This window comes from Pelagibacterium mangrovi (assembly GCF_036662815.1).
GTDB lineage: Bacteria > Pseudomonadota > Alphaproteobacteria > Rhizobiales > Devosiaceae > Pelagibacterium > Pelagibacterium mangrovi.
In genome coordinates this window covers 355,155-374,024 of the sequence record NZ_JBAFXA010000001.1, presented here as the reverse complement: position 1 = coordinate 374,024, position 18,870 = coordinate 355,155, and the positions used below count along the sequence as shown (strand labels likewise).

At 54.5% G+C, this 18,870-nt stretch carries 17 protein-coding genes and 1 pseudogene; 6 read left to right on the top strand and 12 right to left on the bottom strand.

What is annotated here, in order from left to right; all coding sequences use genetic code 11:
• Positions 1–25: 25 nt before the first annotated feature.
• From V4T21_RS01805 to V4T21_RS01795, 3 genes and pseudogenes are all read left to right on the top strand, one after another.
• Positions 26–1,963, top strand: a complete 1,938-nt coding sequence (locus V4T21_RS01805) for a nucleoside-diphosphate sugar epimerase/dehydratase (RefSeq protein ID WP_332712197.1) — start codon at positions 26–28, stop codon at positions 1,961–1,963.
• Between the two features lie 4 nt (positions 1,964–1,967).
• Positions 1,968–3,194 (top strand): sugar transferase, encoded by a 1,227-nt coding sequence (locus V4T21_RS01800; RefSeq protein WP_332712195.1) that lies wholly within the window; start codon positions 1,968–1,970, stop codon positions 3,192–3,194.
• Positions 3,195–3,358: 164 nt separating this feature from the next.
• Positions 3,359–3,484, top strand: a pseudogene (locus V4T21_RS01795) (transposase); the annotation flags it as partial.
• Positions 3,485–3,500: 16 nt separating this feature from the next.
• Here V4T21_RS01795 and tnpC read toward each other — a convergent pair.
• From tnpC to V4T21_RS01775, 4 genes are all read right to left on the bottom strand, one after another.
• Positions 3,501–5,039 carry an IS66 family transposase gene (gene tnpC / locus V4T21_RS01790; RefSeq protein ID WP_332712192.1) on the bottom strand — a complete coding sequence of 513 codons (1,539 nt, stop codon included), beginning with the start codon at positions 5,037–5,039 and terminating at the stop codon, positions 3,501–3,503.
• 69 nt (positions 5,040–5,108) lie between these two features.
• A complete protein-coding gene (gene tnpB / locus V4T21_RS01785) occupies positions 5,109–5,462 on the bottom strand; it encodes an IS66 family insertion sequence element accessory protein TnpB (protein ID WP_332712189.1) in 354 nt (117 codons plus the stop codon).
• Positions 5,459–5,836: an IS66-like element accessory protein TnpA gene (gene tnpA / locus V4T21_RS01780; protein WP_332712186.1), complete on the bottom strand. Its 378-nt coding sequence runs from the start codon at positions 5,834–5,836 to the stop codon at positions 5,459–5,461. Before tnpA ends, tnpB begins: the two co-directional genes overlap by 4 nt.
• Before the next feature lie 92 nt (positions 5,837–5,928).
• On the bottom strand, positions 5,929–6,243 hold the full coding sequence (locus V4T21_RS01775; RefSeq protein ID WP_332712183.1) for a transposase: 315 nt from the start codon (positions 6,241–6,243) through the stop codon (positions 5,929–5,931).
• Between the two features lie 142 nt (positions 6,244–6,385).
• Here V4T21_RS01775 and V4T21_RS01770 point away from each other — a divergent pair, with 142 nt between their 5' ends.
• Entirely contained in the window at positions 6,386–6,535 is a 150-nt protein-coding gene (locus V4T21_RS01770; RefSeq protein WP_332712181.1) for a hypothetical protein, read from the top strand.
• Positions 6,536–6,681: 146 nt separating this feature from the next.
• On the opposite strand, the gene V4T21_RS01765 is transcribed toward V4T21_RS01770, so the two are convergent.
• The 6 genes from V4T21_RS01765 to V4T21_RS01740 all read right to left on the bottom strand — a co-directional run bounded on the left by V4T21_RS01765 (position 6,682) and on the right by V4T21_RS01740 (position 13,912).
• Positions 6,682–7,947: an O-antigen ligase family protein gene (locus V4T21_RS01765; protein WP_332712178.1), complete on the bottom strand. Its 1,266-nt coding sequence runs from the start codon at positions 7,945–7,947 to the stop codon at positions 6,682–6,684.
• 101 nt (positions 7,948–8,048) lie between these two features.
• Positions 8,049–9,290 carry a glycosyltransferase family 4 protein gene (locus tag V4T21_RS01760; RefSeq protein ID WP_332712176.1) on the bottom strand — a complete coding sequence of 414 codons (1,242 nt, stop codon included), beginning with the start codon at positions 9,288–9,290 and terminating at the stop codon, positions 8,049–8,051.
• Positions 9,291–9,712: 422 nt separating this feature from the next.
• Positions 9,713–10,867 (bottom strand): non-hydrolyzing UDP-N-acetylglucosamine 2-epimerase, encoded by a 1,155-nt coding sequence (gene wecB / locus V4T21_RS01755; protein WP_332712173.1) that lies wholly within the window; start codon positions 10,865–10,867, stop codon positions 9,713–9,715.
• Positions 10,864–11,994 (bottom strand): polysaccharide biosynthesis C-terminal domain-containing protein, encoded by a 1,131-nt coding sequence (locus V4T21_RS01750; RefSeq protein WP_332712171.1) that lies wholly within the window; start codon positions 11,992–11,994, stop codon positions 10,864–10,866. Before V4T21_RS01750 ends, wecB begins: the two co-directional genes overlap by 4 nt.
• Entirely contained in the window at positions 11,991–13,010 is a 1,020-nt protein-coding gene (locus V4T21_RS01745; RefSeq protein ID WP_332712168.1) for an SDR family NAD(P)-dependent oxidoreductase, read from the bottom strand. The genes V4T21_RS01750 and V4T21_RS01745 overlap by 4 nt, the downstream gene beginning before the upstream one ends.
• Before the next feature lie 515 nt (positions 13,011–13,525).
• Positions 13,526–13,912, bottom strand: coding sequence for a hypothetical protein (locus tag V4T21_RS01740; RefSeq protein ID WP_332712165.1), 387 nt, complete (start codon positions 13,910–13,912; stop codon positions 13,526–13,528).
• Positions 13,913–14,257: 345 nt separating this feature from the next.
• Between V4T21_RS01740 and V4T21_RS01735 the strand changes: the two genes are divergently transcribed.
• Both V4T21_RS01735 and V4T21_RS01730 read left to right on the top strand, forming a co-directional pair.
• The gene (locus tag V4T21_RS01735; RefSeq protein WP_332712162.1) at positions 14,258–15,349 is read left to right on the top strand and encodes a glycosyltransferase; all 1,092 of its coding nucleotides are present in this window, start codon (positions 14,258–14,260) and stop codon (positions 15,347–15,349) included.
• Positions 15,346–16,473 (top strand): glycosyltransferase, encoded by a 1,128-nt coding sequence (locus V4T21_RS01730; protein WP_332712159.1) that lies wholly within the window; start codon positions 15,346–15,348, stop codon positions 16,471–16,473. The genes V4T21_RS01735 and V4T21_RS01730 overlap by 4 nt, the downstream gene beginning before the upstream one ends.
• Here V4T21_RS01730 and V4T21_RS01725 read toward each other — a convergent pair.
• Positions 16,461–17,633: a lipopolysaccharide biosynthesis protein gene (locus V4T21_RS01725; RefSeq protein WP_332712156.1), complete on the bottom strand. Its 1,173-nt coding sequence runs from the start codon at positions 17,631–17,633 to the stop codon at positions 16,461–16,463. The genes V4T21_RS01730 and V4T21_RS01725 overlap by 13 nt on opposite strands.
• A 187-nt stretch (positions 17,634–17,820) precedes the next feature.
• Positions 17,821–18,858, bottom strand: a complete 1,038-nt coding sequence (locus tag V4T21_RS01720) for an NAD-dependent epimerase (RefSeq protein ID WP_332712153.1) — start codon at positions 18,856–18,858, stop codon at positions 17,821–17,823.
• Positions 18,859–18,870 lie beyond the last annotated feature (12 nt).

Below are 18,870 nucleotides of genomic sequence, written 5' to 3'. Positions count from 1 at the left end.
ATCAACACTAATCCTCGAGCTTACAATGCTGTCGTATATCCGCAAGCGCCTACTGTCTCTGCCACGGCTCTGGAAACGCGCGCTTCTCGTCAGTTTTGACTTCCTGGCTTTGGCAACGGCGCTCTGGGTCAGCTTTTCGTTGCGTTTTGATAGATGGATGCTCCCCGCGTCCCTCGATGAGTGGGTGATAATTGCATCCGCTCCCTTGATAGCCATTCCAGTATTCGTGCGAATGGGGCTTTATCGTGCAGTCGTGCGGTATATGCCCGAGCGTATGATCTGGACCATTTTCCAGGCCATGGCTATTGCAACAATCCTTTGGGTTGTCGTAGCGTTCCTTTCAGCAATGGCCGGACGCGGCTATGTTCCGCGTTCTGTACCCATCATATATTGGGTAATTGGAACACTCGTCATTACGAGCAGCCGCTTCACCGCTAAATGGCTTTTCTGGCCCGCCACAGGCCGAGGAAAGAGCAAGCGGCCGACTGTTGTCATCTATGGGGCAGGTGAGGCCGGCACGCAACTTGCCATCAGCCTGCGCTCAAGTCACCTTGTGGTTGGCTTTCTAGACGACGATCCGAACCTGCACCGCCGTGAGGTTTCCGGCGTCAGGGTGTATACCCCTTCACATCTTCCCACACTTGTCCGCGACTACGACGTCAAGCAAGTGATCCTATCAATCCCTTCGCTGACAACGGCGCGGCGCCGGGAAATTGTCGAAAGCATGAGCCAACATCACGTCAAGGTTCAGTCGTTACCCGCGCTCACGGATCTGGCAACCGGCAAATATCTCGTTAGCCAAATCCGCGAGATCGAGATCGACGACCTGCTCGGACGGTCCTCAGTTCCCCCCGATCTCGGCCTTATCAAATCAATGATCGTGGGCCGCACCATAATGGTCACCGGCGCCGGCGGATCGATCGGGTCCGAGTTGTGCCGCAAGATTGCCCAGTGGAGCCCCCAACGCCTGGTTCTGTTCGAGGCCAATGAATTCGCCCTCTATCGCATCGACAGGGAGCTGGCCGACAAGGACCTTGCCGTCGTCTCGGTCTTGGGGTCGGTCACCGATGCGCAGCGTGTCGAGGCGGCGATCAAGGAGCACGGCGTGGATGTGCTTTTCCACGCCGCTGCCCACAAGCATGTGCCGCTCGTTGAAGCCAATGCGCTCGAAGGTATCAAGAACAACGTATTCGGAACAAAGACAGTGGTCGATGCCGCCTACCGTCTGGGAGTCCAGAACTTCGTCCTGATCTCGACGGATAAAGCCGTGCGTCCGACGAATGTGATGGGTGCAACCAAGCGCTGGGCAGAACTTATTGTACGCGAAAAGGCCGCTGAGGCGCTTAGCAACAATACGGGCCAGAAATTCTGCGCCGTGCGTTTCGGCAATGTTTTGGGGTCCAACGGCTCGGTCGTTCCCCTCTTTAAGGAACAGATTGCTCAAGGTGGACCGCTGACGCTCACCGACCGCGCAATGACTCGTTATTTTATGTCCATTGCCGAGGCCGCCGAATTGATCGTTCAAGCCGGTGCTCTTTCGGAAGGCGGTGATGTGTTCTTGCTCGATATGGGTGAGCCCGTTCTCGTATCCGACCTTGCCGAGAACATGATCCGGCTCGCCGGCTTTTCGGTGCGGAGCAAGGAAAATCTCCAAGGCGATATAGAAATCGTTGAGATCGGCAAGCGTCCCGGAGAAAAACTCTACGAGGAGCTCTTCTACGACGCCACCAGCGCCACGCCCACCAAACACCCCAGAATTTTGCGTGGGCTCAGCCAACTCGGTGAACCGGGCAGCATCGTCCGTCGTACTGACGAACTCGCGAGTATGGTTGCAGACCAAAACGAAAGGGGAGCCAGAACGGTGCTGTTCAAGCTGATCGCCGAACGCGATTCTCGGCATGGCGCTGGGGTAGAACCTACGCCCGCCACCCCCCACCTCTTAATTGCCAGCAAGACAAACTGAACGAATGATCCAGACCAATCTCCCTATCGCCCAGCCCCGCATTGTCGTAACCGGTGCTTCGGGCCGTCTCGGTCAGCAGCTTGTCCCCTTGCTCAAACAGTCGGACGCTATCGTCATAGTGACCGGGCGAGATCCGCAGAAACTCCACGAAATGTTTCCCAGCGACGTTGCATGCAACTATGAGGAAATTCCTCAATATGCTGCAGGCGCCGACCTGCTTGTTCACCTGGCCGTGCTGAATAACGACGTAGAAGCATCACAGGCGGAATTTGAACGCGTCAATGTCGATCTGACGCTCCGCGTGGCTAAGCTCGCCAGGGCGGCCGGCATCACGCGAATGCTCAATATTTCGAGTACCCATGCGCTCGATGAAAACAATCATACGCCATACGCTGAAACCAAGCGGCGTGCCGCGCGTGAATTGGCACATATCGAAAATCTTGATGTCGTGCAGTTCTTTCTGCCCACCGTCATCGGCGCCAAACTGGCCGGCACGCTCGCGGCATTGAACAAGCTGCCCACCCCACTTCGCGGGATTGCTCTTTCGGCACTTTCCGCTCTCAAGCCCACCTTGCAGATCGGGACACTTGCTCAAGCGATTTGGCAGACCGCCGTCCAGCCCGAGGCCGAAGACCGGATCGTCAGCGATGGTCAGGCGCGCAATGTTTGGTTCAGGACGGCAAAGCGCGCCATAGATTTAGCCTTTGCTCTGGTAGTGTTGGTTTTCTTCTGGTGGCTGCTGTTGATTGTGGGCATCGCCATCAAGTTGCAGTCTCCCGGCCCTGCCATATTTGCCCAGGAGCGCGTGGGCCGTGATGGCAGAACGTTCATCTGCTACAAGTTCAGAACGATGCGTTTAGGTACGCCAAATGTGGGGTCGCACGACGCGCCCGTGGACGCGATTACCCCGATCGGCAAGTTCATGCGCTCGTCCAAGCTCGATGAGTTGCCTCAGGTCTGGAACATCATAAGAAACGACATCAGCCTCGTCGGTCCCAGACCATGCCTTCCAATCCAGGCTCAACTCATTGACGAAAGGCACGCTCGCGGTGTGCTTTCGGTCAAGCCCGGAATTACAGGGCTCGCCCAGGTAAACGGCATCGACATGAGTGAGCCAAAAACGCTCGCGCTTTGGGACGAGCGCTACCTCAAACTGCAATCCCTGTTATTTGATCTCGAGATCATACTAAAGACAGCGTTGGGCAAGGGTGCCGGCGATAGGACTAAGTAGTGCTGACCCACACTCGTGCATCCCCTGAATGAGCTCCAGTTGGGTGCCTAGTTGTTTGATCCCGCGTTATGACGAAAGCGTATCCTGCGTTTGCGAAGTATGACGTTGCCCCTTGGAGCTAATCCAGTTTGAAATAGACTCTGGCCCATCGAAAAGGACCAGAGATGAAGCGCAACAGGTTCAGCGAAGAACAGATTATCGGCATCGTCAAGGAGCACGAGGCGGGCGTTCCGGTCGCCGATTTGTGCCGGAAGCACGGCGTGAGCAATGCCAGCATCTACAAATGGAAAGTAAGCGCTGTGCCGATCACACGTCGGTGGAGTAGTTCCATGGGAGCATATCGTTGATGCGGCTTTGCTTGTGGTCGGCGACGATGGCTTGAAGGGTGGAGCTTAGCCAGCTGTAGGGATCGATGCCGTTGAGCTTGCAGGTTTCGATAAGCGAGGCGATGATGGCCCAGTTCTCGGCGCCAGCATCATGACCGGCAAAGAGCGCGTTCTTCCGGTTCAGCGCAATGGGACGGATGGTCCGCTCGACGGCATTGTTGTCGAGCTCGATACGACCATCGGCCAGGAACAACTCGAGCCCAGCCCAGTATCTGGCGATGTAGCTCAATGCTTCCCCGAGCGGTGCTTTCGCCGAGACACGGCTGCGATGGTGATCAAGCCAGTCTTTTATTTGCGCTACGGCTGGAGCTGACCGCTCCTGACGCGCGGCAAGGCGGTCATCCGGACCGAGACCTCGGATATCGGCTTCAATGGCATAGATCCCGCGGATCAGGCGCACACCCTCTTCGGCGATCGGCGCAGGACCAGTGCGGGTGATATCGATCAGCTTACGGCGGGCATGAGCCCAGCAATAGGCGAGCCTGATATCCGAACCGACGCGACCTGGCGCGACCAGCCGGTTGTAGCCGGCATAGCCGTCCACCTGCAGAATTCCGCCAAAACCCTGCAATATCCGTTCGGCATGAAGGCCGCCTCCGCCCGGGGCATAGGTGAAGGCAACACCAGGTGGTGCGGCACCATTCCAAGGTCGATCATCGCGCGCCAGGGCCCAGAAGTATCCGGTCTTGGTCTTTCTGGCTCCAGGATCGAGCACCGGAGCGCGGGTTTCGTCCATGAACAGCTTTGATGACCTTTTCAGGTCCGCCATCAGGGCGTCATAGACCGGACGCAGCTCGAAGGCGGCCCGGCCAACCCAGTCGGCCAGCGTTGAGCGATCCAGATCAACACCCTGACGGCTGTAAATCTGCGCCTGACGATAGAGCGGAAGGTGATCGGCGTATTTGCTAACCAGGACATGAGCGACCATGGCCTCGGTCGGCAGCCCACCAGAGATCAGCCGGGCCGGCGCTGGCGCCTGCGCCACCCCGTCGGTGCAGGACCGGCAGGCATATTTGGGGCGACGAGTGACGATCACACGGAACTGTGCGGGGATTACATTGAGCCGCTCGGAGACATCCTCACCAATGCAGTGCAGACCGCCGCCGCAGCCACAGACCAGGCTCTCGGGTTCGATGATCTCCTCGATCCGCGGCAGATGCCTGGGGAGTGAGCCACGATTGGCGCTGCGCGGTTTGGCTGGTCGCTTGGCCGCGCGGTTTTCTGCATCTTCCTCGGCATGGATCGCCGCGATGGCCGTTTCCAGATCCTCCAGCGCCAGCTCGAACTGGTCCGGATCACTCTTTTCCGACCGGCGCCCGAAGGCCGCCTGCTTGAACGCTGCGACCAACTTTTCCAGCTGGGCGATCCGCTCGTCCTTGCGCTGATCACGCAACGCCGCAGCGACAAGCATCGCCTCGAGGGCGGCAATGTCGTCGGGAAGTTCGGCGGTATCGAGCATGACCGGAATCTACCAGATCAGGCGCCGTCATTCCCGCAGAAAGACAAGCCCTGAGTCATCCTGCCGCAGTCATTCCACGGCGTCTGGAGCCCGCGCCTCCACTGCCAGAACCCGGCGCCAATCGAGCCCGGCGAACAGGGCCTCGAACTGCGCGTGACTCAGCGTCATCAGCCCGTCCTTCACCGCAGGCCAGGTGAAGCTATGCTCTTCCAGCCGCTTGTAGGCCATGACCAGTCCGGTGCCGTCCCAGTAGAGCAGCTTCAGCCGGTCGGTTTTCTTGGTACGGAACACAAAGACCGTGCCGGTGAACGGGTCCCTATGCAGCTCGTTCTTGACCAGCGCCGCAAGGCTGTCGTGCCCTTTGCGGAAGTCGATGGGCTTGGTCGCCACCATGATCCGCACCCGGTTGGAGGGGAGGATCATGAGGCCGCCGTCAGTGCCCGGACGACCGACGCAATCCTGGCTGCAGAAGCGCCGCGCTCCAATCGGATGGTCACCGATCCCAAAAGGATCTCCGGTCCAACCAACGCCACCGGCTCCACTGCCGTCACCTCCTCAACCGGAGCGACCATCAGAGCCGTAAACTTCACCGGATCCTCTGGTGCTGGCAGCACAAGCTTCCCCTTCCGAGCAAGAGTTCGCCACGAAGAGACATGGTTGGCCTTCAACCCATGCCGCTGCGCAACTTCACTCACGGTCACCTCCGGCCGCAGCGTCTCGGCAACAATCCGCGCCTTCACCTCATCGGGCCACTGCCGGTTGCGACGCCACCTCCCGCCATTTGTGAGAAGCTCCATTGGAGCGTCCATGGAGAAACTCCCGCGCTAATCTCAATCCGTGCCGGATCTCATGATTAACAACGTGCCGGAAGGTGCGGGCGCGACACCGCTTACCGATCATCCCCGGTATCGGCAACCGCTTCCTCGGCGACTTCGACCGGGACCAGCATCGGATCACGCGGGATCATGAGACCCTTGCGACGCATCTCCCGCCGCCACTGATAAATGTGCTGACGGGTGATATCGTGGCGTCGCGCGACCCCAGAAACGCTCTCGCCGTCCACGCCCACTTGAGCCAAAACCGAGAGCTTCTCCTCGTCCGACCAGCGCCGCCGGCGCTCAACCCCTGTCATCACCTCATAGCGCATAAAATCCCCGCCGCTTGCGTTGCTCACGTCAATAACGACGCCAATAACGACGGTCATTACACGGCAGAACACGCTAGGCGGAAGGCGGTACAAACCGGCCGATTACAGATCGTCGACCTCATGCCCTGGAGCTTCAACCAGTAGCGGCCCCTGCTAGTCGCTTCCCGCTGCTGATCTCGGCGAGACGGTCGACCGCATCTTGAAGTTCGCCATCGAAATGGAAACCGAGGACGGCGGGATCTGGGCCGACAGTCTCGACAACGACGACGGCAAGGTCGCCTTTATTGAAGATGGCGTCGAGTGCCTCCGAAATCTCATCGAAGAAGACCAATCAGGTGGCCACTGGTGACGCCGCGGTCCTCAACAGAAGCTTACCTTCCTATCCCTCGGCGGGCAACAAAATGGCACCTTGCATCACGCCAAAGGGCACCAGCAATGGCAATCTATTGCTGGCTAAGAGAGAAGAATGCATCCCGCGCACACGTCTAATGCCACCTAGACCCCAGTATTCGCTGCGTCTATACTCTGCAATGCAAGGGATTCGTTCAGGCACGCCGCGATGCTGAACGTGATTCCGAGCACAATCCAAAGCTGAGACATGACAAGGATTTGGCCAGTCGAAGCTATTGGTAGAAAGAAGCTGGTAAACATAAGCAACAAAGCCATCCCTGGCACTCCTCGATGCCGCACAGCCAACCACAGAGCGCGCCCCATAGCCACAACACAGACGAATCCCAGCAAGCCGAACTCTACCATGATACCCAGGAAGAAGTTGTGCACGTCCTTTTCGACAACGCTGGTCACAGGGAAGCCCGCCGCTCCAATCCCGAGCATGGGATTGTCTAGTATACGCTGACGAGCCTCTTCCCACAGTACTAGTCGGCTCGACAGATCGCCCGTTCCTTTAGCCGAAAATGTATCGACAATGCTGAGTAGCGGCGACAAAAGGCCGGAAGGAACAATCACCGCAACTATCAACATGGCAATCACAGCAACCGTTTGCCAGCCTCTCGGGAGCCAAATCGAGGCCAACGCAGCGGTTGCAGTCAACATCAGCGCGATCTGTGCCCCTCGGCTATTGAGAAAGTAGAGTCCCACGCACACGGGCAGAATGGTCACCCCGAGTCCGATCTTCTCTACTGTGCTGGTCTTGAAAAGCCTTAAGACGGCAATGGCCACATAGGCATAAGCCGTCAAAACGTAGGCGGTGAAATTCGCGTTGTGCGCCGAGACTGTGTAGCGCCAAGCACCACCCAAGCGATGGAACTCTTCCATATTCAACTGCGGCAGCGTGAGCAGCGCCCCTACCCCGCACGCAAAGGCAAAAAGTTTGATGCGCCCTTCGCCTTTGACGAAGTTCAGCGCGGCGAGAAAGCACACGAAACATATACCCCACCACGCCATATGGACACCCCACATGTGCGGGCGAATCGACCAGAAATAACTTAAGGCCACGACGGCGCACAACGCTGCGAAAGTGTATCCCGCTAAACCGATCACGATGCGGGTCTTTGAAACAATTAGCCATGAGAACACCACCACTAAATGTCCGGCTAATGCTGTTGGAATAAGGACGTCAGTAGCCGGGATATGTTTATAGGTTGCCCAGGGGCCGGTCATTGCCAAAGCCAAGACAAATCCGAAGCCAATTTGGTTAGCAAGTACGGATAACCATCCATTCTCGATCAGCGCGACGAACACCGTCGCGGTTGCCTGCGGCGTCAATGCCAAGCGTCGCTGGAGCCATCGCATTCGCTTCATCTGTCCGTCTCTCAATCAAGGCCCGGACCCTAATCCCAATTGGACGAAAAAATCAGTGGCAAGTCAGACGGCGCCACACTAGGTAGCTGCCCGCAAATCCACTAATTGATAGGCGGCTTCCGGCTGGCTACAACTTTGATTAATGCCCGCTCCAGATTGTTATAAATCTTATCGGCCGAATATGTATCCTCAAAATATTGCCGAGCATTGGTTGCGTGGGCGTCTCGTGTCTGCCGTGTCGCCTGCATCATGGCCAAGATACTATTGGCCAACATCCGCGGTTGACCGGCCGGAACCGCAATCCCGGCTCCAGACTCTTCGACGATACGAGCGCCTTCTCCACTAAGCGAAGCGATAATGGGTTTACCGCAAGCCAAATAGCACTGCACTTTGTAGGGTACGGTTAGGCCGAAGATTGGCGCATCCTTGAGGCTAACGATCATGGCATCGGCGTGCGCGAAGAAGCGAGGCATAGCCTCTTCTGGGTGTCGTCCCAGGAATCGGAAGCGAGTGCTTAGTCCGCGGTCTTCAACGACTTGACGTACGCGTGGCTCGTCGCGCCCACTACCGATGATTATCCAATGTAGGTCCTTTTGCTCTCGCAGCAGTTCGGCCGCTTCGATCAACGTATCGAAATCTTGGCTCTCCCCTATATTGCCTGCAAACATCAGGCGAAAGCCTTCGGTTGGCACTAGTCTGCCTTCCTCGGGCGCTTCCTGCGGGAGGACGGGACGATATGAATCCGGCGCCGTATTGGGCAGCACGGCTATTTTCTCAGGTCTAACGCCAAATCGCATGATCATCGGCCGGAAAGCTGCGCTTTGGACCATTACCAAATCCGCGCGACGATAGAGCCAACCGCATATGCCATTGAGCAAGGCCACGGCAAATCGATTCGTTATACCTAGTGTAAAAGTCGCACTTTCGGGCCAAATATCCTGCACCCAATAGACGCAGGGTGCCTTTGTTCGCCACCGTAGCACAACGCCGGCGAACGCTTGAAACAGGGGAGACGGCATCGAGACGAAGGACACGTCTGCAGGATGATCCATGCGGCGGAACATGGTCCATGATGCCGCGAACGGATATACGAGGTAATTAAGAAGAAGGGTAACCGCTGTGCGTCCACGAGGCACAGTAAAGCTTCGGCTAATCCTGATGCCCTTCCACTCGTCTTCCCGCCTCTGGGTGTTGGAATAGCCCTTGTGAAAGGTGCCTTCTGGATAGTTGGGAACACATGGAAAAGCATGCACTTCGTGTCCGCGTCTGACGAGTTCGCGGGAAAGGGCGTTGTTCGAAAATTGCTCAGGGTAAAAGTACTGTGATATAAAAGCGATGCGCATTCGAATGTCTTCAGACCAGAACTAGGCGGTTCAAGAGCCATCGACAGGACGACAGGAAAACCGGAGCTTCAAACATGGCCAACCGAGGAGTGTAGAATATTTGCCGAGAGCTCGGATTGGTTAGCGACATTACACTTCTATTTATGCTTCGCACCGGTCTCCTGCAATTGTAGAATTGCCCTAAAACTGCCGTCGATCACAAGCGTCCGTTGACGGCGCCCCGACATTCGGGGTTTGGCGGATAACGACCTCAATGATGTGCTGGCAGCACACGTAAGAAGCCCAACGTTTCGCAGACATAAGATTGGAGAACACCGCCTGGCCAAAGTCTGCGATTGAGCTACGATGCCTTAAAACTCGGCTGTATAGCTGCAAGCACGCAAGACGAAGAACGCCTGCCCTGCTGTCATGCCGAATTACCCTTACGTCAGATCGTTACTCCGTATGCCATCCCAGCTATTGGACAGCCGGGCGGTGCCTAAAATGAGGTTAACGACGCGCTCGGAGGTATTCGTAATCTCATAATCGACAGGGACTGGGTGCGGTACACCAGCAGCGATACGCGCGGCGAACATGCTAGTCACGGCATCAACGCCGTTCAAAATAATGTCTTTGTCTAGTCCCGACATGATCAGGCTGCCCGTATCTAATGCTTCCGGCCGCTCGATCGCATCGCGGGGAGTAACGGCTGGGAAACCTAGAATAGACGCCTCTTCAGCGATCGTGCCACTATCCGAAATTGCGCAGAATGCCTCCATTTGTAGCCGGTTGTAGTCGTGGAAACCAAAGGGTTTCATATAACGCACGCGCGGGTCTAACACTTCAGCGCTGAGCGTATCGAGCCGCTTTCGCGTACGAGGATGGGTTGACACGATGATCGGCATGTCATGCCGTTTAGCCAATGCGTTGAGGACATCGACCAATGCCCCTAGGCGCTCGCTGTTGTCGACATTCTCCTCCCGATGAAGCGAAACGATGAAATAACCTCGGGTAGCAAGACCTAACCTTTGCAATACGTCGGACGCCTCAATGCGCGGCCGATAATATTCGAGAACCTCTCGCATGGGAGAGCCCGTCAGATAGATGCGGCGATGCTGGATGCCTTCTGACAGCAGATGTCTCCGCGCATGCTCAGTATAGACGAGGTTGAAATCAGAGATATGGTCGACAATTTTCCGGTTCGTCTCCTCAGGCACGTTTCGGTCGTACGATCGATTTCCTGCCTCCATGTGATAGACTGGAATTTTTAGCCGGCGCGCCATAATAGCCGCGATTGCCGAGTTTGTATCCCCGAGCACCAACACCGCCTCTGGCTTTTCGTCGTGCAGCACCTTTTCGCTCTTCGCTAAGATATTCCCTAAAGTTTCGCCCAGTGAACCTCCGCCGGTACCCAGGAAATGGTCAGGCCGGCGCACCCCAAGATCTTCGAAAAACACCTCATTGAGTTCATAATCGTAGTTCTGTCCAGTATGCACGATTCTATGGCTGCAAAGTTCGTCAAGTTTAGCCATGACGCGCGACAGTCGGATTATCTCAGGACGAGTTCCCAGAATCGTCATTAGTTTGATCTTTGTCATGCGTTTTCCTGCAATACCGGGTCGAAATAAGTATCGGGGGCCATAGGATCGAATAGTTCGTGGGTCCAAAACAGAGTTAACAATGGGCGGTTGCCAACATTTTCGATTGAATGCGTGTGTAGAGTTGGCATGTCAATAGCAACCGGAATGTCTCCAGTGACGCGATATTCCCGAACCGGTCCACCCAGCGCTCGCCTGATGCGTATCAGCGCATCACCTTCAAGCACAACAAAGCGCTCGACCTTATTAAGGTGGAAGTGATCTCCTCGCGTAACGCTGGGCTCCGTCCAGCTGGCAAAGGTTTGCCCCCCCCCGCCACCGCGAACTATTTCAAACAGTGTGCCACGAGAGTCGGAATTCAACTCGAAATGCTTAGGATACCCCTTGGGAAAGAGGGCAGCACGATAGCAGTTAAAGAGGTCACGAGTGTGCGTATCTGAGAGATCTGGAAAGAGATTAGAGGCGTAGTCGACGTGGAAACGTTGAATCAGCTCCAAGAGTTCCGGTACTTTGGTCGACACGGGAGTGGGCGAAATTTCACCGTCGTAGAGCGCCACCGACGCTTTGATAGCAGCATCAGATGCCGCCCCAGAATGAAGTAGGTGCACTTGGCCATTCGAGTCAACGTCTGGTGTCTCGTCCCCGATCACCGCCTCGATAAACGTGGCCGTAACATTATTGTAACGCGGCCGAGCTCCCTCGCCGAAGATATGAGGCAGGACTAGATTTGCTAAACCGCCACCTATACTAGATAAAATCTCGCCGGCTCGACGTTTGGATATCCCGTAAACACTGTCAAATCGCGCGTGGGTCGAATTTGCGTAAGTAATATGAGGTTGAACTCCCAAACGCTTGCAAGCGTCCGCAAGCCGCTTGGCGATGAGCGGGTTGCCATCGCGAATGTCCTCTTCTTTACCCCGATTCACACCCGCGAAATGCAATACAGAATGCGCATTACGAAGCGCATTAGACAGCTTCTTGTCGTCCGCGAAGGCCCCATGATCCAATGCCACAATCTCAAATGGTGGCGTTTCTTTGCGGAAGCGCGCCGCACAGTTGGCGGCATGCAGGCGGACGGCTGTGTGCCAGCCGAGGAGCCCCGCCGCTCCGGTTACGACGACCTTCATGCCCTAAGGTCCATTTCAGCTCGAATCTCATCCAGTGATAGAAGTAGGGCTTTGACGCCTTCAACATCGAGTCGTTCAGCATTGTGCGAATGATAGTCTTCTTGCTGCGCTGTCTCACGCTCCCCTTCGCTAAAATACGCCGAATAGTTCAGGTCGCGTGCGTCCATGCGAATGCGATAATGCTGCCCCATATCTTCGGACTGCGCCAGTTCTTGCGCCGATGCAAGGGTTTCGTAGAGCTTCTCAGCGTGTCGCCATCCAATTAGCTCAACGGGATGGTCAGGACGGTCAAAAAGCTCAAGCAGCGCTTGTACCAGATCCGCGATGGTCGCCGCTGGGGCCTTGCGCACGAAAAGGTCGCCCTGCCGTGCATGAGCGAAAGCGTGGTGCACCAACTCAACCGAGTCTCGAAGAGGCATCAAAAATCGGGTCATCCTCGGCTCGGTGATCGTGATGGGGCGCCCAGACTTGATCTGCTGAACGAAGAGCGGAATCACCGAGCCTCGCGAGTACATCACATTTCCATAGCGCACCATGGAGATCTTTGTTTTGGCATCTGGACCGATTGTTCTAGCCTGGGCCTGAGCTAGCTTCTCCATCATCGCTTTAGTCATTCCCATGGCATTGACCGGTTGCACCGCTTTATCCGTGGAGAGACAAACGATCGAGCGGACACCATGCGCTACTGCCGACCGAATGACATTTTCAGAACCTAAGATGTTGGTCCGAACGGCTTCCAATGGAAAAAACTCACACGACGGCACCTGCTTCAGCGCAGCGGCATGGAATACGCAATCCACATCTGCCATAGCGCGATCCACACTCTCTCGATCACGAATGTCACCGATAAGGTAGCGAACATTCGGATTGGATAGTTTATTCCGCAGGGCATCCTGCTTTTCTTCGTCGCGTGACAAGATCCGGATTTCTTGGCAACCGCGTTGTAAGAGATCCAGCACCATCGTTTTGCCGAAGGAACCTGTTCCACCTGTGATAAGAACCGAACTAGGAATCATATCGTTGAGCTTTCGTTGGCATGAATTGTACGTAGAGGCTCGCAGCCACTACAAGCCTTGGCAGCGGCATAACGCGCACCCTCTTTCAGTGCATGTGGGAGATGACGGGAGGTTGTGCGATTTGCAGGCTTACAGCGATTGCCGCAGGAGCGACGAGAATTGGGCTTAATGACCTCAAAAAAAACAATGGTCGCTTACCTCGCAACAATCTGCTTCGCGATCCTCTGCGTAGCATATTTTACGGTAATCGGCGACGTAGCGACCTATCCCGAGGATGCCCTTTGGAATCGTCCGGGAAACATACATGATCATTTCGTTTATGCAAACTATGGACTCACTAACGACAATATCAGGTTCACGCTTCTGGACAATAACTATGGTATGTACTGGATATATAGAAGCTTCAGCCCACCAGAAAAGCAACTATACGCACATTTAGTAAATCTAATATTCATAATAATATCAGCTTCATCTTATTTCAGAATATGCCAACATTTTAATCTACCGCTTTCATCCTATATGACGTTTTTTTTAAATACATCTATATTATATTTTTCTATTCTAATAAATAAAGATGTTATTAGTATTTCAATTTTTCTTATATCTACCCTGCTCGCATTAAAAAAACGATATTTTCTATTGCTGTTGCTTTTGATTCCGGCATTTGTTGTGAGGCAACAGCTCGTCTTTTTTGTTTCTGCACTCCTTGCTTCTTCCCTGCTCATATCGCTCACACGGCGCGTCGGATTGGTGCGGGTTTCGACCATCTCGGTAGGCATTCTGGCTACCGCCTCGATAGCAGGGGCGATAGCCTTAAGAGAAGGCAGCTTCGTTTCGATGGCAACGCTGGCGGGCGGCGTGACAGGGAGGCTTATGGAAATCGCGACCGCATCACCTGCCATAGCTCCCCTTACAGTACCTGCGCGCCTTCTACTTTACATATATGACATGTATTCAAGTTTTTTCTTCTTTAGATCTGGCGTTATTGACGTGGCCCAGGCACTTCGAATACCCGCTCTCATTTATCTTTTGATCAACCTTCCAAACTTTCTAAAATTCAAATCAATTAGATCCTGCACGAGGAATTCGAGTTTTTCTATATTATTTATTGCCCAAGTCAGTGCTTTCTCGTGCATTTTGCTTAACCCGCAAATAAATGGAAGGTATTTTACAATATTACTTCCTTTGGTTATCTTATCCGTAACATGCTTTCGCAACAGAAGGCGTTGGCTTGGGAGTAGGGAGTCATGAAGAAAATTCTATATACCGGAAATTACCGACTTTTTCCGGCAGATGCCGCAGGCAGACGAGTTCTGCAGCTAGCTCTGGCACTTCGTCAAACGGGGCACTGCGTACTTCTGGCGCCACGCTTAGGTCAAACACCAGCTAACACGATGGAATTCGATGAGCACACCGACTACGATCAAGAGCTGTCCAGCGGCGCGAAGTTTGCGTGGCTGCGATTGTTGCGCGAGGTGTGTGCCGCTGAAAAGTATCACGCGGTTATATTATATAATCCCTCAAACACTTTGGCATTGATGCTCAGAATAGCGACAAAAATTCGTGGTATTCACGCGGCGCTTGATATTACAGAATGGTACGAATATAGCCATCTGTCGTCATGGCTGGCTAAAGCGGAGGTGTTTGTTAGAATGAATATAACGTACAGGCTTTTCTCGCGGATGATATTTATCAGCGATTACTTGGAATCAAGTTATAATCCGAAGATTGGCAGGGTTATACCACCTTTAATGACGGAGGCATTTGCAGTCAAACATTCGCGTCATCCAGTAGAGCCCGAGCCATTGAAGATCTTCTACGCCGGCTTTCCTGGAAAGAAGGATCGCATCGACCTCCTAGTTAACTGGCTTAACAAGGTTAGCCTTCCCTTTCCGATCCAACTCATACTGGCGGGGCCAAAGGCAGATCAAGTTGTCACCACCTCCGCGCAATTGAACAAGTTACAAATCGTCGCGCTTGGCCCAGTCGATCGCCGGACGGTGTTCAAACACTACCAAAATTGTCATGTTATGGCTATAATTCGCGATGATGCCCGCTATGAGTGGGCGGGTTTCCCCACTAAATCTGTGGAAGGTTGGAGCCTCGGCGTTCCGGTACTTGTCATGTCCCATTCCCGTTTTGCCATGCGCGCGAGAGAATATGGCGCCGCAGCCGTAATTGAGGCATCTGACCCAATTGAATCCTTGGAACGGGAGCTTTGGAAAATCTACTTCGATGAGGATTATCTGAATAAGTTGTCTGCCGCCGCGCTGCAGCTTGTGAACGATCACCATCAAGTGGATACCTATGTTTCCAGTATGAACGACATCGTCTCGTGAAGTTTCTTTTCAATGCGTCAACAAATGTTGGCGGCGGCGGAGCCAAAAATTCCGCTGCCTTCCTTAGGCAGGCGGTCATGTCGAATGATCATGAGTGGCATTTTGCGATCTCGCCGCAGGTTGCCGCGATTATAAGTGCTTGGAATGTACCGCAATCACGGGTCACCATTTTTGATTCTCCTGCACACTCGCTGACGGCGCGTAGGGCCTTATTGAAGCTTCAGAAGTCGGACGACTTCGATTTAGTATATACAATGGCCGGTCCGGCATATGTGGAATTCAGTTGTCCGCACGTGATGGGTATCAGTAATGGATATATCTCGCATGTGGATCTTGGTACATTCTTATCCACTCGTTCACCCAGTCGATGGCTGCCTGATGCGTTAAAGATTGTTTATCAATCATATTATGCCCGGAAGGCTGACCGGCTCATCTTTCAAACGCTTACCGCCCGAGACTGTTTTTGTCGTCGGCTGCGCTATCCGATAGATCACACAGCAGTGGTTTCGAACGCGTTTGATTCAGAGAGCTTCTTAAACGTCGCCCCCCCATTCTTCAGCAATCCACTGAAGGTGTTGGTTCCGGCTATGGCCTATCCACACAAGCTATTAGATCACGTGCCGACAATCGCGTTGGCTTGCGGTGACATGCCGGATGAGCGCAGGGTAGAATTTCTCCTGACCTTAGATCCGGGTAGCCCTGAATGGGCGGCGATCGCAGAGAAGGCGAGCCGACTTGGGATTGCTGAGCGAGTGAGGACACTGGGAACCTATAACTACGCAGATGCGGCGAAGGTATTCGCCCAGAGTGATATTGTCCTCTCACTGAGCGTACTTGAGACGTTTTCAGTAACGTCGCTTGAGGCGTTCGCAACGGGACGGCCTCATATCTCTGCGGATCGGCCGTGGGCGAGAGAGATTAGCGGAGAGGCCGCTCTTTATGTCGATGCACATGATCCTAATTCGGTAGTTCGTGCAATCCAGGCGCTGGCCTTTGACGAAGGGTTGCGCCAAAGTCTGATCACCTCCGGGCGGGCAATGCTTCGCAAATACGGTGATCATTCAGAACGCTTCTCCAATCTGATCGCGGTTCTTAAACGGGAAGTGAAGCGTCATCCCCGTTGAAAGCTGCGTGCAAAAGCGATCATCAATGAATTCTGCATGACGACAATTCCACAGATCACATTTACCCACGCAACAGGATCTAGCGTCTGCAGTATCCAGGTCATTGCAATCAGCATCATGGTTCCTATGTCAATGCACAGCTGAAGTCGCTGCTTCTCATGAACGCGATACAATTGCCGATAAGGGGCTGAAGCGAGAAAGCTAGTTGCGGCGATCGTCACCGCCGGGCTCATGCTCGCGGCAAGATCCCATTTGCTACCAAGGATTAAATGAAACAATAACGGCATCCATAAAATAGACGATAACGCTGCCACAATCATCAATAGCACTAGCTTACGGAAATGCAGTTCGGCGAGAATCTCGCGAAATCGTTCGGGACGCCGGCCTACTTCCGTTAGGAAAACAAGGCCGAAGCCAAAGGAGAGTATTACCGCCGGGGCCCATAACAGGCGATAGGTGATACCGTAGTGCCCAACTATATCTGTGTCATAAATAAGACTGCAGATGAGGAATGGCAGAAGAACTACGCCTATCGAAACAAGCTCCTGCATCACTCCCCAAATCGTGAAGTTTCGGTTTTGCAGTATTACCCTCGCAATAGGTGCTCGACCTGGGCGCCCCCCCCCCTTCAGCGATAGTGTAATAAACACGAATGCAGCAGTAACTTCTGCCACAAGCAATCCCAGTACAAGCCCCCCCTGGCCAATCGAGCGAAAACAAAACTGCGCCACTACAGCGACGGCCGCGCGTCCGATAGACAGGCCGGCGATACTCAGGTTTGCTGACCTTCTTGACTGTGCTGAACGACCAATGTTTGAAAGCGCCAATGCGGCTCCCATAATGATGGCGAGCACAAGAACGTCCTGCGCAAAAAGATGTGCAGCGATTCCTGTAGGAACAGCCACTGCAGGGACAGTGATCAGCACAGTCCCCATAATCTCGCGCGCTTTACTATCGGACTGGGCGATATGCAATGCTATGTGCAATTGGAGGCTGCAGGCAACGGCGAACACAGAGGCCCAGTTCACAACAAGAGTTAGATTGCCGTAAGCATTGGGGTCGTAAATCTGCGCCAAAAAGATTGTCCCGACAAACTGCAGCACTTGGGCGACAAATCCCGACAGAATGAGCAACGAGGCGGAACGAACAAATTTATGCACCGGTGTCTCCAGTCATGTACTCGAGCCGATTCATCAGAGTCGGAATGCATTTTCTTCTGCCTGACAGAATAAGTTCTCGCCCTCGCCGCCAATTAACGACATAGCTGAGTATCCTTGGTTGTGGGGCCAATGCCGATGAACCCTGAAGCAAATGGGGCTAGAAGGGGCGTCGACTGAACGAATATCCCTAGCGGGACGTCGAGTTCCCTTCATAATGATGAAGATACCATTCCACGAACCGCGCGACGCCCTCTTTCACGGGGGTTTGGGGGGCATAGCCGGTAGCTTTGATCAGCTCGGTCGTATCCGAGAAGGTATCGGGCACATCGCCGGGCTGAAGGGGCAGCAGGTTGCGGATAGCTTTCTTGCCCAGCGCCTCTTCCAACGCCTCGATATATTGCGAGAGCTTGACTGGCGAGGAATTGCCGATGTTGAAAATCCGGAACGGTGCGTTGGATGTCGCCGGATCGGGGGTGCCCGAATCCCAATCGGGGTTGGGCCCGGCCACGTGGTCGGAGGTTCTGATCACCCCCTCGGCGATATCATCGACATAGGTGAAATCGCGGGTGTGATTGCCGTGGTTGAACACATCGATCGGCTCGCCCGCCAGAATGTTGCGCGTGAACTTGAACAGCGCCATGTCGGGCCGCCCCCAGGGGCCATAGACGGTGAAGAACCGCAAACCCGTGGTGGGCAGGCCGAAGAGGTGTGAGTAGGAGTGGGCCATCAATTCGTTTGCGCGCTTGGTGGCTGCATAGAACTGCAGCGGGTGATCCACACCTTGACGCTCGGAAAACGGCATTTTGGTGTTGGCGCCATAAACCGAGGACGTCGAAGCATAGGTGAGATGCCTGACGGAATGATAGCGGCACGCTTCGATGATATTGGTGAAGGCGACGATGTTGGACTGCACATAGGAGTGCGGATTCTCGAGCGAATACCGCACCCCGGCCTGAGCCGCCAAGTGGATCACGCGATCGAATTTGTGCTGGGCGAAAACAGCGTTGACTGCCGCCTGATCGGCGAGATCGGCGCGGATGAAGGTGTAGCTGGCCCCTTGTCGTGCACCCAGTTCATCGAGAATGGCGAGGCGTTTTTCCTTAAGGTCGACGTCGTAATAATCGTTGACGACATCGAAACCCACCACCTCGTCGCCGCGCGCGATGAGCTTTTGCGCGACGTGGAACCCGATGAAGCCGGCCGTGCCAGTGACGAGAATTTTCATGAGGACGGTACT

What these genes read in the sequence shown, in the direction of transcription:
- V4T21_RS01805 (WP_332712197.1), top strand. Translation starts at nt 26, where the DNA reads ATGCTGTCGTATATCCGCAAGCGCCTACTGTCTCTGCCACGGCTCTGG.
- V4T21_RS01800 (WP_332712195.1), top strand. Translation starts at nt 1,968, where the DNA reads ATGATCCAGACCAATCTCCCTATCGCCCAGCCCCGCATTGTCGTAACC.
- tnpC (WP_332712192.1), bottom strand. Translation starts at nt 5,039, where the DNA reads ATGCTCGATACCGCCGAACTTCCCGACGACATTGCCGCCCTCGAGGCG.
- tnpB (WP_332712189.1), bottom strand. Translation starts at nt 5,462, where the DNA reads ATGATCCTCCCCTCCAACCGGGTGCGGATCATGGTGGCGACCAAGCCC.
- tnpA (WP_332712186.1), bottom strand. Translation starts at nt 5,836, where the DNA reads ATGGAGCTTCTCACAAATGGCGGGAGGTGGCGTCGCAACCGGCAGTGG.
- V4T21_RS01775 (WP_332712183.1), bottom strand. Translation starts at nt 6,243, where the DNA reads ATGACCGTCGTTATTGGCGTCGTTATTGACGTGAGCAACGCAAGCGGC.
- V4T21_RS01765 (WP_332712178.1), bottom strand. Translation starts at nt 7,947, where the DNA reads ATGAAGCGAATGCGATGGCTCCAGCGACGCTTGGCATTGACGCCGCAG.
- V4T21_RS01760 (WP_332712176.1), bottom strand. Translation starts at nt 9,290, where the DNA reads ATGCGCATCGCTTTTATATCACAGTACTTTTACCCTGAGCAATTTTCG.
- wecB (WP_332712173.1), bottom strand. Translation starts at nt 10,867, where the DNA reads ATGACAAAGATCAAACTAATGACGATTCTGGGAACTCGTCCTGAGATA.
- V4T21_RS01750 (WP_332712171.1), bottom strand. Translation starts at nt 11,994, where the DNA reads ATGAAGGTCGTCGTAACCGGAGCGGCGGGGCTCCTCGGCTGGCACACA.
- V4T21_RS01745 (WP_332712168.1), bottom strand. Translation starts at nt 13,010, where the DNA reads ATGATTCCTAGTTCGGTTCTTATCACAGGTGGAACAGGTTCCTTCGGC.
- V4T21_RS01740 (WP_332712165.1), bottom strand. Translation starts at nt 13,912, where the DNA reads ATGGCAGGTGATGCGGTCGCGATTTCCATAAGCCTCCCTGTCACGCCG.
- V4T21_RS01735 (WP_332712162.1), top strand. Translation starts at nt 14,258, where the DNA reads ATGAAGAAAATTCTATATACCGGAAATTACCGACTTTTTCCGGCAGAT.
- V4T21_RS01720 (WP_332712153.1), bottom strand. Translation starts at nt 18,858, where the DNA reads ATGAAAATTCTCGTCACTGGCACGGCCGGCTTCATCGGGTTCCACGTC.